The organism is Sphingomonas ginsenosidivorax (assembly GCF_007995065.1).
Taxonomy (GTDB): domain Bacteria; phylum Pseudomonadota; class Alphaproteobacteria; order Sphingomonadales; family Sphingomonadaceae; genus Sphingomonas; species Sphingomonas ginsenosidivorax.
In genome coordinates this window covers 1,868,186-1,884,835 of the sequence record NZ_VOQR01000001.1, presented here as the reverse complement: position 1 = coordinate 1,884,835, position 16,650 = coordinate 1,868,186, and the positions used below count along the sequence as shown (strand labels likewise).

Here is a 16,650-nt window from a genome sequence, read left to right as displayed (position 1 = left end):
GGAGACCCATCGTGGCCACCACCCTCGCCCCCGCCCCGACGACGGCGAAGACCGATTACGTCGTCGCCGACATCAGCCTTGCCGAGTTCGGCCGCGCCGAGATCAACATCGCCGAGACCGAGATGCCCGGCCTGATGGCGCTCCGTACCGAGTTCGGTCCGTCGCAGCCGCTCAAGGGCGCACGCATCACCGGTTCGCTGCACATGACGATCCAGACCGCGGTGCTGATCGAGACGCTGACCGCGCTCGGCGCCGACGTCCGCTGGGCGACGTGCAACATCTTCTCGACGCAGGACCATGCCGCCGCCGCGATCGCTGCGACCGGCGTGCCCGTGTTCGCGATCAAGGGCGAGAGCCTGGCCGATTACTGGAACTATGTCGGCGACATCTTCAGCTGGGACGGTTCGGTCGAGGGCCAGACTGCCAACATCATCCTCGACGATGGCGGCGACGCGACGATGTTCGCGCTGTGGGGCGCCAAGCTCGAGGCCGGCCACACGATGCCCGAGCCCGAGAACGAGGAAGAGGTCGAGATGCAGCGTGCGCTGAAGGCGTATGTCGCGAAGAACCCCGGCTACCTCACCGAGACCGTCAAGAACCTGAAGGGCGTTTCGGAAGAGACCACCACCGGCGTCCACCGCCTGTACGAGATCGCCAAGAAGGGCGAGCTGCCGTTCCCGGCGATCAACGTCAACGACTCGGTCACCAAGTCGAAGTTCGACAACCTCTACGGCTGCAAGGAATCGCTGGTCGATGCGATCCGTCGCGCGACCGACGTGATGCTCGCGGGCAAGGTCGCGGTCGTCGCCGGCTTCGGTGACGTCGGCAAGGGATCGGCCCAGTCGCTCCGCAACGGCGGCGCGCGCGTGATGGTCACCGAAGTCGACCCGATCTGCGCGCTGCAGGCGGCGATGGAGGGCTTCGAGGTCGTGACGATGGAGGAAGCGGTGACCCGCGCCGACATCTTCGTGACCGCGACCGGCAACGCCGACGTCATCACTGCCGATCACATGAAGGCGATGAAGCCGATGTCGATCGTCTGCAACATCGGGCACTTCGACTCGGAGATCCAGATCGCCGCGCTGTCCAACTATGACTGGACCGAAGTGAAGCCGGGCACCGACCTGGTGAAGTTCCCGGACGGCAAGCAGATCATCATCCTGGCGAAGGGTCGCCTGGTGAACCTCGGTTGCGCGACCGGCCACCCGTCGTTCGTGATGTCGGCCTCGTTCACCAACCAGACGCTCGCGCAGATCGAGCTGTGGACCAAGGGCGAGAACTACAAGAACGAAGTGTACGTCCTGCCCAAGCACCTCGACGAGAAGGTCGCGATGCTGCACCTGGAGAAGCTCGGCGTGTCGCTCTCGAAGCTGTCGGACAAGCAGGCCGGGTACATCGGCGTGCCGGTCGAAGGCCCGTTCAAGCCGGACCATTACCGCTACTGATCGCATCCCGCGATCGTTGCGCGAAAAGGCCGCGTCCACCGGAAGGTGGGCGCGGCTTTTTTGTGCGCGGGGCGGGTGGCGGGGGAAGTGCCGTGAGACTGGCTCCATCAACGCCATCGCAGGCATGCTTGCGATGGGTCGGGTTCCATCACGTTTGTTTGCGCACTTGCGGACGTCGTCTAGCCCTCTCCCGCCTTCGCGGGAGAGGGTTGGGTGAGGGTCTTCTACCTATACTTCGCGGTCAGCGCCGAGAGAGCGGCCAAGATGGTTTAAAGAACACCCTCTCGATTTTCGATGAGCTCGTTGTTCCAGAATTGCAGCACGTATTATTTGCCTTCCAGAGCAGCAGTTCGCGGGGCATCGATTGTCGGATCATGGTGTCCACCGTCCAGTTCCACGACTAGCCTGGCTTCAAGACAGGGAAGGTCGCTGCCTAACGGTCGCCAATCGTATGCTGCTCGCGAAACTTGAAACCGAAGGCGTCGGTTGCGGACCGCCAGGCAGATAATCTGTTCCACGTCCGTATACTCCCGCCTCTGACGCGTGGCATGACGGCTGATCTGGCGACGTACCGGATACATTGGCAGAGGGTAGAAGACCCAAGGCGCAAGAAGAAGACCCTCACCCAACCCTCTCCCGCGAAGGCGGGAGAGGGCTAAGCGGCGAATGTCCGCATTCCACCACTTACGACACTTGTTCGCGGTGTCCCACGCACGACGGTGAGCGCGCTGCCATCGGCGCACAAAAAAAGGGGAGCCGTTTCCGGCTCCCCTTCGTGATCGCTGATCCGGCGGATCAGAACGACATGCGCACGCCGGCGTAATAGCGGCGGCCGAGCGGGTCGTAGATCGAGGTGTTGGTGTCCTGGCCGGTCGTGCCGCCGATATCGGCAATGAACGGCGGCTTGTTGTTGAGCAGGTTCGAACCGCCGACGTAGAATTCATAGCCATTGTCGGTGCGGAAGCGGAGCTGCGAGTCGAGGTAGAACTGCGGACGCATGCGGTAGGTCGCATCGGTCTGCGGCCGGACACCCGTCAGTTGGTCGTCGAGACCCGCCTGGCTGATCCAGGTGCCGGTCATCGTCAGGCCGACCCCCGAGATGTCGTAGCCCGAGGTGATGCTGAACTTGTCGCGCGGCGCTGCGATGTCGGAGCTGACCTCGCCTGCGAAATAGTCACGCGGCGAGCCCGGCAGCGGCACGTTGTAGCCGGTGATCAGGTGCGTGTACGCGCCGTGCAGCGTCAGGTCGCCGGCCAGACCGATGGTCGACAGGTTCGACCGCCAATCGACCGCGACGTCGATGCCCGAGGTCTTGGCGCCACCGCTGTTGGTGGGGCCGGTGTTGACCTCGTCCAGCGAGCCTGCGCTGTTCGGCCCGACGATTCCGGGGCGGCGAACGATCAGGTCGCAATATTGCTGGGCTGCGTTGTTGTAGCACTGGTTCAGGATGAACTGCAGCGGCGTGGTGACGATCGCGTCGTCGATCTTGATGTTGAAGTAGTCGACCGTGACGACGAGGTTGCGCAGGCCGCGAACCGAGGTCGGGTTGATCACGACGCCGGCAGTGAAGGAATTGCCCTTCTCTTCCTGCAGGTCGAGATTGCCGCCGCCGAAGCTGGTGATGCCCTGGAGATCGGCCTGGTTGACCGCGAACGCGCCGTTGGCGGCGATGTTCGCGGCAACGCCGGCCGCGCCGCGGCACTGCGTACCGAGCGTGCCGCCGGTCGTGGCGGTCACCCCGGCACAAGGGTCCTGCAGACCGGTCGGGAAGTCCTGCTGGGCGGGCTGGAACAGCTCGTTGACGTTGGGGGCACGGACCGAACGCGCCTGCATCACGCGGAAGCGGACGTCGGCGATCGGCGCCCATTCGCCGCCATAGTTGTAGCTGTAGGTGGTGCCGATCGTCGAATAGTTCGATACCCGGATCGCGCCGCGAACCGACAGCGAATGGAAGAACGGACGATCCTGCAGGATCGGCACGATCGTCTCGGCAAAGCCTTCGATCAGGTCGAACTTGCCGCTGGTCGAGGGCAGTGCGTTGTTGCCGTTGAGGCCCTGCTGCGTGAGCAGATCGAAGGTGTTGCTGCTGCTCTCGCGGCGATATTCCGTACCGACGCTGACGCCGATCGGATCGGCGCCGAAGATCGAGAACAGCTTGCCCGAGACGTTGGCGCCCGCGACGGTCTGCGTGATCTTCGAGCGCAGCGTCGTCGGTGCGGCGAGATAGCCGGCCGCGGGCGCGAGCGAATTGATGCCGTAGATGTTGGCGGGGACGCAGCCCGCAGCGCGTGCAGCGGGGTCGGCGCAGACGATCTGACCGGTGGTCGGATCGCGATACGCGTTCAGCGCCTGGGTGAACTTGGTGCTGTCATACTGGCCGTTGCCGGTCTGGTTGTCGACGGTCTGGCCGTAGATGCCATAGACTTCGTAATTGAAGCGATCTTCGAGGAACTTGCCGTTGGCGCCGCCCGCGATGCGGAACAGGTCGCGACGCGAGCTGCTGGTGCGGGCGCCGAAATCCGAGAGGCGACGGTCGAAGTAGATGTCCTTGAGGCCATCGGCATCGGTGTCGGTCGCGGCGTTGAAGATCGCGTCGGGGACGTACGGGTTGCGATAGGTCACGCCGCCGACGACGGTCTGGATCGGCACCTGGCCACCGGTGGCGATGTTGACGAGGTCGGAGCTGAGCGGGAACGCCTCGATGTTGGTGCGCGACTTGGTGCGCGCGAAATTGCCTTCGAGGAACAGGTTCAGCGCCGGCGAAACCTCGAAATTGCCGCGGCCGGCGGCGAGGAAGCGCTCGACCGGGACCGCGAGGTAGCGCGAGTCGGAGCGGTTGAACCCGCCGCAGCTGACCGTCGAGCAGTCGCGCAGGACGTTGTTGGTGCCGTAGCTGAAGGTCTGGTCGCCCGCATAGAAACGGCCGCCGGGGATGAAGCCCGACAGCAGGGTCTCGGGATCGTTGGGCGTCAGGCTGGCGCTGGTCTGGTCGATCGCGCTCGAGCCGGCTTCGGTCGAGCGGTCCTTCTTGAGGACGGTGCCCTGCTTCGAATAGCCGCCGAACAGCATGATGTTGCCGCGGCCGTCGGCGAAGTTCTTGCCCGCGAGGACGTTGATCTGGCGATCGGCGCCGTCGCCATATTGCGAGATGCCCATCTGGCCATCGACCTGCAGGCCGTCGAACTTGGTCTTGTAGACCAGGTTGACGACACCGGCGACCGCGTCGGAGCCATAGACCGCCGAGGCGCCGCCGGTGAGGATGTCGGTGCGCTCGAGGAACTGCGTCGGGATGACGTTGAGGTCGACCGCGCTGCTGCCCGGCAGGCCCGAGACGAAGCGGCGGCCGTTTACCAGCACCAGCGTGCGGTCTTCGCCGAGGTTGCGCAGGTTGACGGTGGCGGCGCCGGCACCCTGCGTCGCGAAGCTTGAATTGGTGCGGCTGACGCCCGGCGAACCGAAGGTCGGGTTCTGCAGCAGCACGTCCTGGACGTTGATCGCGCCCGACTGGCGGATCTGCTCGGCGCCGATCGACTGCAGCGGCGAGGCGGCGGTCGCCGACGGCGACGAGATGCGCGAGCCGGTCACGACGATGTCGCCAGCGGGCTCGTCGCCCTGGCCGGCCTGGCCGTTGGCCTGCAGCGCGGGGTCCGCGGTCGCCTGGTCGGTCGCGACCGGTGCGGCAGTGGTCTGGTCGGCGGCCGTGGGCGCGCTCGCGTCCTGCGCGATGGCGGGGCTGGCGAACAGGGTTGCGCCGACGAACAGTGTCGTCGTGAGAAGGCTGCGGCGATAGGCAAGGGTCATGCGGCGGATCCGAATGCGAGGGTCAGCAAGAAGGTCAGCGGAACTGACTTGCGTGGGCCGGTAGCGTCAGCACCGCTGCCCTTCCACCGCGTTGCGACGTGTCGCGGAGGGTTTTCAAACCGGTGTCACATGTGTGCAACAGTCTAACACATCGTTAAAACTTTATTACCTTGCCGCGGCGCTGCGGTCGGAGATCCGGGCGATTTACGCATGCCGTGACTGGTTCGACGGCATCGGTTCGGGAATTCCACCAACTCTCTTCCCGTTCGCCGCGATTGTCGCGTAAATGACGGGAATGACATGCTCGCAACGCCGTCCGATCCTTCGATGATCGTCCTTGGGACCGGTGCCGCCGCGATCGTCGGGGTGGTGTTGCTGGCGTTGATCGCCGGTGGCGCGGCGATGCTGTACCTGGGCCTGCGCGGCAAGACGGCGGCACAGGTCGACCGCGAGGCGAACGTGCACCTGAACGCGCTGGTCGCGGCGTCGCCGGCGGTCCCGACAATCGTGCGCGGGGACGGGCGGGTCGAGATGCCGCAGCGGATGGCGGACTGGCTGGGGCTGGCGACACCGCCGCGGTCGCTTGCCGAACTTACCGGCGAAGGATCGGGGCTTTCGGCCGAGGACGTGGCGGCGCTGACCGCGGACGTGACCGCGGCGCACCGATCGGGGCGGGGGTTCGTGCGTGCGGTAAGGCCGCTCGGGTCGACGCGTGCGATCACGCTGCGCGGCGCGCGGGCCCCGGGTGAGATGGGCTCGGCCGGTGCAGTGCTGCTCTGGGCGTTCGACGCGACCGACACCGAGGCGGAGATCGCGCGGCTGAGCGGCGAGACGCAGCGGCTGGGGTCGGCCTATGACGCGCTGACCGGGCTGATCGAGGCAGCGCCGATGCCGATGTGGTACCGCGCGCCCGACCTGCGGCTGACGATGGTCAATTCGGCTTATGTCGAGGCGGTCGAGGGGCGCAGCGCCGCCGATGTCGTCGCGCGCGGGCTGGAGCTGGTCGAGGGGTCGGGGCGCGGCGGGCCGCTGGCGGGCGCGGCGGCGGCGCGCGAGGCGGGACGACCGCACGAACAGGTGCTGCCCGCGACGATCGACGGCGAGCGGCGGTCGCTGCAGATCTACGACGTGCCGCTGCCGACCGGCGGGGTCGCCGGGTTCGCGATCGACATCGAGGAACTGGAACAGGCGCGGTCGGGCGCGAAGCGGTTCGCCGAGGCGCAGCGTGCGATGCTCGACCGGCTGTCGGCGGGCGTCGCACAGTTCGGGGGCGACCACGGGCTGGTGTTCTGCAACCAGCCGTTCCGCCGGATGTTCGCGATGCGCGCCGAGTGGCTCGCCGACCGGCCCGAGTTCGACCGCGTGCTCGAGCGGATGCGCGAGGCGGACCGGCTGCCCGAGGCGCGCGACTTCCCGAGCTGGAAGGCGGAGCGACGTGCCTGGTTCACGCAGACCGGCCCGATCCAGGGCGGCGGCGCGATCGAGGAGCATTGGCATCTGCGTGGCGGCACGCACCTGCGCGTCGTCGCGCAACCGCTCCCCGATGGCGGGTTGCTGCTGATCTTCGAGGATCGCACCGAGCAGGTCCAGCTGGCGAGCGCGCGCGACACGCTGTTGCGCGTGCGGACCGCGACGTTCGACAATCTGTTCGAGGCGCTGGGCGTGTTCGCGGCCGACGGTAGGCTGCAATTGTGGAACAACCGGTTCCGGGCGCTGTGGGGTCTCGAGGAGGAGTTCCTTGCCTCGCATCCGCGGATCGACGCGTTTGCCGAGGCGGCGGCGGCGAAGCTGGCGACGCCGGGGCGCGCGGCGCTGTTCCCCGAGCTCGTCCATTCGGCAACGGTCGAACGCCAGCAGCGCGGCGGGCGCGTGGCGTTTGCCGACGGGCGGCATTTCGAATTCGCGGGCGTACCGCTGCCCGACGGTAACGCGCTTTTCACGATGCTCGATATAACGGCCAGCCGGCGTGCCGAGCAGACTCTCAGGGAACGCGCCGAGGTGCTGGAAGCGGCGGACCGGGTGAAGACCGCGTTCGTCGCGAACATGAGCTACGAACTCCGCACGCCGCTGACCTCGATCAGCGGGTTCGCCGAGATGCTGCACGGGGGGTATGCGGGCAAGCTGACCAAGAAGGCCGACGGCTATGTCGAGGCGATTCTCGAATCGGTCGAGCGGCTGGGGCTGCTGGTCGACGACGTGCTCGATTTGACCCGCGATGCGGTCGAGGATGGCGGGGTGGCGCGCGAGGATGTCGACCTGGCGGCGATCGTGCGCGCGGGGGCGGAGAGCATCGTGCCGACCGCCAAGCGCCGCAAACTCGATTTCGCGATCGAGGTCGCGCGCTCGACCGGGCGCGTAACGGGCGATGCGCGGCGGTTGCGCGAGGTGGTCGAACATCTGTTGCGGCATGCCGCGGCGGCGACGCCCGATGGCGGGCGGATCCTGCTGCACGCCGACGGCAACGCGACGTCGGCGCGTATCGTGGTGTCGGACGACGGGCCCGGCATGGACGCGGATGCGGTCGCGCATGCGTTCGACCGGTTCGCCGAGACCAAGCCGATGGGCGACCGCGCGCTGGGGCTCGGGCTGCCGCTCGCGAAGCAGTTCGTCGAGGCGCATGGCGGGACGATCGAACTGGTGTCCGAGCCGGGCCAGGGGACGTTGATCACGGTCGAGGTGCCGCGGCGGTGAGAACGCGCGATACCGCAACCGTGTGTCCCCGCGAAGGCGGGGACCCAGACTGGGCACCCGCCTTCGCGGGTGAACAAGGGACGCCCGCGTCGTGAGACTGGCCGACCCACAGGCCACCGAGGCGTTCGGGGCCAGTCTTGCCACGCTGGTGCGGCCGGGCGACGTGATCACGCTGCAGGGCACGCTTGGCGCGGGGAAGACGAGCATCGCACGCGGGTTGCTCGCCGCGCTGGGGCTCGCCGGCGAGGCGCCGTCGCCGAGCTTCGCGATCGTGCAACCCTATGCGCCGCCGGAGGTGCGCCTACCCGTGCTGCACGTCGACCTCTACCGCATCGACGACCCCCACGAAATCGAGGAACTGGGGCTCGACGAGGCCGAACGCGAATCGTTGCTGCTGATCGAATGGCCCGAACGCGCAGGGCCGGACTATTGGCCGCACGCGCTCGCCCTGACGCTGACGATCGAGCCGGACGGCGGTCGCGGCTTGACAGCGCGAGTGCCGGCGGGTTGGGAGCGGCGATGGCCGACATGACCCCGCCGCCCGGCGCCGCCGCTTTTCTCGACGCCAACGGATGGGCCGGCGCGCGCATCCTGCCGCTTGCCGGCGACGCGTCGTTCCGTCGCTATTTCCGCGCCGTGGAGGGAGAGCGTCGGGCGATCCTGATGGACGCGCCCCCCGCGCACGAGGATCCGCGGCCGTTCATCGCAGTGGCGCAGTGGCTCGCCGAGCGCGGCTTTGCGGCACCCGCGATCCTGGCGTCCGATCTCGACCAGGGGTTCGTGCTGCTCGAGGATTTCGGCGACGACCGGCTGCGCGAGGCGGCGGATGCCGCGCCGGACGCCGAACAGGCGCTGTACGAGCCCGCGATCGACCTGCTGGTCGCGCTGCGGCACTATCCGGCGGGGCCGCTGCCGCCGTATGACCGCGCGGTGCTGACGCGCGAGGCGGACCTGTTCGTCGACTGGTATTGCCCGGCGGTCGGCATCGAGCCCGACAGGGAGGGCTGGTACGCAGCATGGGACGCGGTGTTCCATTACTGCATTCCTGCAGAGCCGGTGACGGTGCTGCGCGACTATCATGCCGAGAATCTGATGCTGGTGGGGCCGACGCGGTCGCTGGGGCTGCTCGATTTCCAGGACGCACTGGCGGGGCACCCGGCCTATGATCTCGTCTCGCTTCTGCAGGATGCGCGGCGCGACGTCGATCCGGCGATCGAACAGGCGATGCTCGCGCGCTACGGCGCCGCGACCGGCGTCGACGAGGATTTCCTCCACGCCTATCACGTGCTCGGCGCGCAGCGGAACGCGAAGATCCTCGGCATCTTCACGCGGCTGTGGAAGCGCGACGGCAAGCCGCGCTTTCCGACGCTCTGCCCGCGCGTCTGGACCTATATCGAGCGCGACCTGGCGCAACCGGTGCTGGCGCCCGTCGCGCAATGGTTCGACGCCAACGTGCCCCCCGACCTGCGCGGCGATCCGCTGGCGCTGTCGGCATGAGCCGGCAGCACGTCGTACGCCCGGTCCCGGGCGGGCAGGTGCCCGAAACCGCGATGGTGATGGCCGCAGGCCTCGGCAAGCGGATGCGGCCGCTGACCGCGACGCGGCCCAAGCCCTTGGTCGAGGTCGCGGGCAAGCCGCTGATCGACCACGTGTTCGACCGGTTGCGCAGCGCCGGCATCAAGCGCGCGGTGGTCAACGTCCATTATTTGGCGGACACGCTGCAGGCGCATGTGACCGATCGGTTCGACGGCATTGAGGTGGTGATGTCAGACGAGCGTGCGCGGTTGATGGAGACGGGCGGCGGGCTGGTCCAGGCGCGCGGGTTGCTGGGCGATGCGCCGGTGCTGGTCGTCAACAGCGACAATCTGTGGATCGACGGGCCGGTCGACGCGATCCGGCTGCTCGCGTCGCGCTGGGACGATGCCAAGATGGACGCGCTGCTGCTGATGGTGCCGCTGGCGCGTGCGCATAATCACGGTGGGCTCGGGGATTTCTATCTCGATGCCGACGGGCGGATCATCGGGCGGCGCAAGCCGGGGCGGGTCGCGCCGTTCGCCTATACCGGCATCCAGATCCTGCATCCGCGGCTGATCGTCGACTGGCCGGAAGGGCCGTTCTCGACCAACCTGTTCTGGGACCGCGCGATCGCGGCAGGGCGCGCCTACGGCCAGGTTCATCAGGGTCTGTGGTTCGACGTCGGCACGCCGGGCGCGATCCCGAAGACCGAGGCGATCCTCGCCGATGGCTGATGGCGCACCGGCGCTCTTCACGATCCCCGCGCACCGGGCGTTTGCGGATGCGCTGGTCGCCGGACTGACGCGGCGCGCGGGGTCGGACCCGCTGGCGCTGGCGCGCGCGTTGATTTTGCTGCCCAACAACCGGGCGGTGCGCGCGGTGACGGAGGCGTTCGTGCGTGCGAGCGGCGGCGGACTGGTGCTGCCGCGGCTGGTGGCGCTGGGCGATCCCGAGCTGGGCGAGAGCGTCGGCGCGGCGCTCGATCCGGCCCCCGCGCCGGGCGAGAACGCGCCGCTGCCCGCGGTGCCGCCGTACCAGCGCCGGATGATCCTGGCGCGGCTGGTGGCCGAGGAACGTGCGCGCGGCGGCCAGCCGATCGAGGCGGCGGAGGCGGTGCGGCTGGCGGGGGAACTCGCACGGACGCTCGACCAGCTGCTGGTCGAGGAGGTCGCGCCCGAGCGGTTGCGCGACATCGACCTGGGGCCGGAGCTGACCGAGCATTGGCGCCGCGCGCTGTCGACGTTCGAGGTCGTGCTGGAACGCTGGCCCGCCGAACTCGCGCGGATCGGCCGGGTCGATGCGGCGACGCGGCGTGCGGCGTTGCTCGACCGGCTGGAACGGCGTTGGCGGAGTGCGTCGCCTGGCGGGTTGGTGTGCGCGGCCGGCGTGACCGATTCGGCGCCCGCGGTCGCGCGGCTGTTGCGCTGCGTCGCCGATATGCCGCGGGGGATGGTGGTGTTCGCAGGGCTCGATCTGGCGTTGCCGGTCGAGGAATGGGACGCGCTGGGGCCGCATGCGCCGAATGCGGCGGGGCTGACGCGGCGGTCGATCGAGACGCATCCGCAGTTCCACCTGAAGCTGCTTCTCGAACGGATGAGCGTCGGCCGCGACGAGGTCGCGACGTGGCGCGAGGGTGGCGGGCACGACGCCGATGCGGCGCGCGGGCGGGCGATCGCTAATGCGCTGGCGCCGGCCGACTTCACCGGCAAATGGACGCGGATCGGGGCCGAGGACCGGCGGATGAAGGGCGTGACGGTCGCCGAGCTTGCGACGCCCGCCGAGGAGGCGCAGGCGATCGCGCTGGCGCTGCGCGAGGCGCTGGAGGTGCCCGAGCGGACTGCGGCGCTGGTGACGCCGGACCGGGCGCTCGCGCGGCGGGTCGCGGCGCATCTGTGGCGCTGGGGGATCGCGATCGAAGATACCGCGGGGCGGCCGCTGTCGATCCTGCCGCCGGGGACGTTGCTGCTGGCGCTGGCCGAGGCGGCGGCGCAGCGGTTTTCGCCGTTGCCGCTGCTGGCGCTGCTCAAGCATCCGTTGGTGCGCAGCGGGGAGGAGCGGCTGGCGTGGCTGGATGGGGCGCGTGCGCTCGACAAGGCCTTGCGCGGGCCGCGGCCGGCGGCGGGGTTGCAGGGCATTACCGACCATCTCGACAAACGGTTCCCCGGCGAAGGCCGGGGCCCAGTGACGCAGGTCCCCCAACGGGGCCCCGGCCTTCGCCGGGGAACCGCTGCGATGTGGTGGGAGGGGGCGTCCGAAAGTTTGACCGCGATCGCTGCGACGGTCGAGCGCGGCGCGCAGCCGTTGGGCGATCTGCTCGCGGCGCTGCGCGAGACCGCAGAGGCCCTGTGCGGTGATGCGCTATGGGCGGGGCCGGCGGGGCGTGCGGCGGCGCAGTTTCTGGCCGATCTGGAGCTGGAGGCACCGGCGGGTCCGGCGCGGGTCGATCCGGCCGAATTGCCGCAGTTGCTGCGCACCCTGCTCGACGAGGTCGCGGTGCGGCCGCAGCAGGGGGGGCATCCGCGGCTTGCGATCTACGGGTTGATCGAGGCGCGGTTGCAGACCGCCGATCTGATGGTGCTGGGCGGGCTTAACGAAGGCGTGTGGCCGGGGCGGCCCGCGCCCGACCCGTGGCTGGCGCCGCGGATCCGCGCAGAACTGGGGCTGCAGGGGCTCGAACGACGGGTCGGCACCGCGGCGCATGATTTCGCGCAAGCCCTGGGCGCGCCGGTGGCGATCGTGACTCGGGCGCGGCGCGATGCGAAGTCGCCGGCGCTCGCGTCGCGGCTGTGGCTGCGGTTGCAGGCGCTGGCGGGGGATCGGCTGGAGCGCGCGGGGGCACTGGAGGGCTGGACGCGCGCGCTCGACACGCCCGATGCGTATCGGCCCGCGGACCGCCCCGCGCCGTCGCCGCCCGCGACGTTGCGGCCCAAGGCGATCTCGGTGACCGAGGTCGACCGGTTGAAGGCCGATCCGTACGCCTTCTATGCGCGGCGCGTGCTGGGGCTGATGCCGCTCGATCCGGTCGATGCCGATCCGAGCGCGGCGTGGCGCGGGACTGCGGTGCACGACATTCTCGAACAATGGTGGAAGCAGGATTCGTGCAGCGTCGACACGCTGCGCGCGCGGGCGACGGCGATGCTGAAGGACGAACGGACTCATCCGATGCTGCGTGCCTTGTGGCAGCCGCGGTTGCTGGAGGCGATCGACTGGATCGCGGGGGCGATTGTGGCGCAGGGCGAGGACGGCCGGAGTGTGGCGAGTGCCGAGGGCAAGGGGCGGATCGCGATCGCGGGGGTGACGTTGTCGGGACGGTACGACCGGATCGACCGGCTGGCCGACGGGCGGCTGGCGGTGATCGACTACAAGACCGGCAAGCCACCGTCGCCGACCGCGGTGCGCGCGGGGTATAGTCTGCAGCTCGGGCTGCTCGGGCTGATCGCGGAGCGCGGTGGGTTCGACGATGTGCGCGGTGTCGCGGGGGCGTTCGAATATTGGTCGCTCGGCAAGAAGCGCGACGCGTTCGGCTATGTCGAGAGCCCGGTCGATCCCGACGGCAAGCGCGACAAGATCCCGACCGCGGAGTTCACGGCCATCGCCGCGCACAACTTCACCGAGGTCGCGGGCGAATGGTTGACCGGCAGCGCCGCGTTCACCGCCAAGCTGGTGCCCGAATATGCGCCCTATGCCGAATATGACCAGTTGATGCGCCGCGACGAATGGTATGGCCGTGACCACTGACACGATCGCCACGCTGCCGCGGCTGAAGGACAACCAGGCCAGGGCGAGCGATCCGTCCGCGCATGTCTGGCTGTCGGCGTCGGCGGGCACCGGCAAGACTCAGGTGCTGGCAGCGCGGGTGTTCCGGCTGTTGCTGCGCGGAGTCGATCCGGGCGCGATCCTGTGCCTGACCTTCACGAAGGCGGGTGCCGCCGAAATGGCGCAGCGGATCAACGGGCGGCTGGCCGCCTGGGTGCGGATGCCGGGGCCGGCGCTGGGCGCGGATCTGGTCGCGCTAGGCGAAAGCCCGACGATGGCGCTGCAGGATCGCGCGCGGACGTTGTTCGCCAAGGTGCTCGATGCGCCGGGCGGGGGGCTGCGGATCCAGACGATCCACGGGTTCTGCCAGGGGCTGCTCGCGGCGTTTCCGGTCGAGGCGGGACTGACGCCCGGGTTCCGGCCGCTCGAGGCGCGCGAGGAGGCGGGGCTCGCGCGCGAGGCGCTGGCCGGGTTGCTGTCGGATGCCGAGCGCGACGGGCGTGAACGGCCGATCGAGATCGTCGGGCGGCTGAGCCTGCGCATGGGCGAGGGCGGGGCGGAAGGCTTCCTGCTCGCCTGCGCGTGGGCGCTGCCGGCGCTGGAGGCGTTGCCGAGCGGGATCCAGCCTTGGTTGCGGCGGCAGCTCGAACTGCCCGCGGGGCCGATCGACGAGGCGGCCGCCGACTGGTGCCAGGCGCTCGATCACGACGCGATCCACCGGATCGCCGCGGCGAACCGGGCCTGGGGCACGGCGACCGGCCAGAGCCACGCGGCGACGATCGAGCGCTGGTTCGCGGCCGAGGATCGTACCGCCGCGCTCGCCGACCTCGCGAGCGTGGTGCTCACGGGCAAGGGCGAACCGCGCAAGGCGTCGAAGAAGCTGGTCGACGCCGATCCCGAGTACGAGATCCTCGCCGCCGACCTGGGCACCGCCTGTTCCGACGTGCTGTCGATGATCGAGCGGGCGGCCTATGCGGACCTGCTCGCCGATGCGCTGGAGGTCGGGCGCGACTATGCGCGGGCCTATGCGCTGGCCAAGCGGCGCAGCGGGGCGGTCGATTTCGACGATCTGATCGCCACGACGGTCGCGCTGCTTGACCAGCCGGGGATCGGCGAATGGGTGCGCTACAAGCTCGACCAGGCGACCGAGCATCTGCTGATCGACGAGGCGCAGGATACCAACGGGCATCAGTGGCGGATCGTGCGCGCGCTGTCGGACGAGTTCTTCGTCGGGCGCGGCATCCATGCGCCGGCGACGCGGACGCTGTTCACGGTGGGCGACTACAAGCAGGCGATCTTCGGGTTCCAGGGCACCGACCCGCTCAATTTCCAGGCTGCCGAGCAATACTTCAGCGGGCGCGCAGCGGAGGCGGGTGGCGACGACGACTGGCCCGAGGACGAGCGCGGGTTGCCGCTGGAACGGCTGTCGCTGACGCATTCGTTCCGGTCGACGCGCACCGTGCTGGAGTTCGTCGATGCGGCGATCGTGGCGATCGGCGAGCCCGGGCTCGGGATCGACGGTGCGGTCGAACTGCATGCGAGCGAGGTGCCGGGGCCGGGGACCGTCACGATCTGGCCCGCGGTCTCGGCTGGGGGGAGCGAGGACGACGAGGAGAGCTGGGTCGACGACGCGGTGCGCAAGCAGGCGGGCGATATCGCGCGTGCGGTGAAGCGCTGGATCGACGGCGGGTTGATGCTCGAGAGCAAGGGCCGGGCGCTGCGACCCGAGGATGTGATGATCCTGGTCAAGCGGCGCGGCGAGCTCGCCTCGCTGATCGTCGCGCGGCTGTATGCGGAAGGCGTGCCGGTTGCGGGCGTCGACCGGCTCCGGCTGAACGCGCCGCTGGCGGTGCAGGACCTGCTCGCGGCGATCCGCTTCGTGCTGCAACCCGAAGACGATCTCAGTCTCGCGTCGTTGCTGGTGTCGCCGTTGATCGGGTGGACGCAGGACGATCTGATGCAGGCGGCGCCGCGCGAGGCGGGGTCGCTGTGGCGGCATCTGGGGCGGACTCAGCCGGCGGCGCGGCTGGCGCCGTTGCTGGCGATGCTCGCGCGCGCCGATATCGCCACGCCGTACCAGTTTCTCGAAGAGCTGTTGTCGGGGCCGCTGGACGGACGCCGGAAACTGATCGGGCGGCTGGGAACCGAGGCGCGCGATCCGATCGAGGAACTGCTCAACGCCGCGCTGACGTTCGAGAGCACGACGACGCCGTCGCTGCAGCGTTTCCTCGACTGGTTCGACCGCGGCGATGTCGAGATCGTGCGCGATCCGTCCGCGCCGCTCGACGCGGTGCGGGTGATGACCGCGCATGGGGCGAAGGGTTTGCAGGCGCCGCTGGTGATCCTGGCGGATGCGACCGCGGACCCGACCGCGGCGCCGCGGTCGATCCTCAAATGGTCGCCCGAGCCCGGCGACGCGCCGATCCCGGTGTTCCGCCCGCGCGGGTCGGAGCGGGGCGGGCCGCTCGACGAGGTGACGAGCACCGCGGAACGGCGCGAGCTCGAGGAGCATTGGCGGCTGTTCTACGTCGCGGCGACGCGCGCGGAAGAGCGGCTGGTGATATCGGGTGCGCTAGGGCCCAAGGCGAAGGGCGTGCCGCCGGTGTCGAGCTGGTACGCCGCGGCGGACCGGGCGTTTGCCGAACTCGGGTTGCCGGCGGGCGAGGGTGAACGGACCTTCGTCGGCAGCACGGTGCAGGCGGCGATCGTGCGGAAGGCTGATCGCGCTCCGGTTGCGGACGATCGCGCGGCCTTGCCCGACTGGGCGCATCAGCCGGCGCCGCAGGAGGCGCGCCCACCGCGGCCGTTGTCGCCCTCCGCGCTCGGCGAGGATGCGGTGTCCGATCCGCCGCCGACGCCAGCGATGCGCGTCGCGGCGGAGCGCGGGCGGCTGATCCATGCGTTGTTCGAGCGGTTGCCCTCGGTCGAGTCCGCCGCGCGCGCCGATGCGGCGGATCGCTGGCTGGCGCAGGCGGGGGGCGTCGCGGAGGCGGGCGCACGCGCGGAGATCGCCGGGAGCGTGATCGCGGTGCTCGACGATCCGCGCTTTGCCGACCTGTTCGGCGCCGACACGCTGGCGGAGGCGCCGATCGCGGCGACCTTGGCCGACGGGATCGTCGTTGCGGGGACCGTCGATCGGCTGCTGATCGAGGCGACGCGGATCCGGCTGGTCGACTTCAAGACCGGTCGGCGCGCGCCGCGGACGCTGGCGGAGTTGCCGGACTATCATATCCGGCAGATGGCGGCCTATGCCGCGGCGCTCGCGGTGATCTTCCCCGGGCGGAGAATCGAGGCGGCGTTGCTCTATACCGCGGGGCCGACGATGCTCGACCTGCCCGCCGAGCTGCTCGCCGCGCACAAGCCGCACTATCGGCCCGCGGAGCAAAGCTAGCGGCCCGGTGGTTGAGGCCGGGCATGCGCACCCCTAGATTGCGTACAACCA

At 69.5% G+C, this 16,650-nt stretch carries 9 protein-coding genes; 7 read left to right on the top strand and 2 right to left on the bottom strand.

Annotated features, from left to right (window positions below; genetic code table 11):
- The first annotated feature begins 11 nt into the window (after nt 1-11).
- Entirely contained in the window at nt 12-1,445 is a 1,434-nt protein-coding gene (ahcY, locus tag FSB78_RS08565; RefSeq protein WP_147081833.1) for an adenosylhomocysteinase, read from the top strand.
- 326 nt (nt 1,446-1,771) lie between these two features.
- Here ahcY and FSB78_RS19770 read toward each other — a convergent pair whose 3' ends face one another.
- Both FSB78_RS19770 and FSB78_RS08555 read right to left on the bottom strand, forming a co-directional pair.
- Nucleotides 1,772-2,026 carry a DUF559 domain-containing protein gene (locus FSB78_RS19770; protein ID WP_158637982.1) on the bottom strand — a complete coding sequence of 85 codons (255 nt, stop codon included), beginning with the start codon at nt 2,024-2,026 and terminating at the stop codon, nt 1,772-1,774.
- Nucleotides 2,027-2,240: 214 nt separating this feature from the next.
- Nucleotides 2,241-5,246 (bottom strand): TonB-dependent receptor plug domain-containing protein, encoded by a 3,006-nt coding sequence (locus tag FSB78_RS08555; RefSeq protein WP_147081829.1) that lies wholly within the window; start codon nt 5,244-5,246, stop codon nt 2,241-2,243.
- Between the two features lie 327 nt (nt 5,247-5,573).
- Here FSB78_RS08555 and FSB78_RS08550 point away from each other — a divergent pair, with 327 nt between their 5' ends.
- The 6 genes from FSB78_RS08550 (at nt 5,574) to addA (ending at nt 16,599) form a co-directional block, all read left to right on the top strand.
- Complete coding sequence (locus FSB78_RS08550; protein ID WP_147081827.1) at nt 5,574-7,937, top strand: sensor histidine kinase; 2,364 nt, start codon at nt 5,574-5,576, stop codon at nt 7,935-7,937.
- Between the two features lie 91 nt (nt 7,938-8,028).
- The gene (gene tsaE, locus FSB78_RS08545; RefSeq protein WP_147081825.1) at nt 8,029-8,469 is read left to right on the top strand and encodes a tRNA (adenosine(37)-N6)-threonylcarbamoyltransferase complex ATPase subunit type 1 TsaE; all 441 of its coding nucleotides are present in this window, start codon (nt 8,029-8,031) and stop codon (nt 8,467-8,469) included.
- Nucleotides 8,466-9,434, top strand: coding sequence for an aminoglycoside phosphotransferase family protein (locus FSB78_RS08540; protein ID WP_199743263.1), 969 nt, complete (start codon nt 8,466-8,468; stop codon nt 9,432-9,434). The genes tsaE and FSB78_RS08540 overlap by 4 nt, the downstream gene beginning before the upstream one ends.
- Complete coding sequence (locus FSB78_RS08535) at nt 9,431-10,186, top strand: nucleotidyltransferase family protein (RefSeq protein WP_147081821.1); 756 nt, start codon at nt 9,431-9,433, stop codon at nt 10,184-10,186. The genes FSB78_RS08540 and FSB78_RS08535 overlap by 4 nt, the downstream gene beginning before the upstream one ends.
- Complete coding sequence (addB, locus tag FSB78_RS08530) at nt 10,179-13,190, top strand: double-strand break repair protein AddB (protein ID WP_147081819.1); 3,012 nt, start codon at nt 10,179-10,181, stop codon at nt 13,188-13,190. The genes FSB78_RS08535 and addB overlap by 8 nt, the downstream gene beginning before the upstream one ends.
- Nucleotides 13,174-16,599, top strand: coding sequence for a double-strand break repair helicase AddA (gene addA, locus FSB78_RS08525; RefSeq protein ID WP_147081817.1), 3,426 nt, complete (start codon nt 13,174-13,176; stop codon nt 16,597-16,599). The genes addB and addA overlap by 17 nt, the downstream gene beginning before the upstream one ends.
- Nucleotides 16,600-16,650 lie beyond the last annotated feature (51 nt).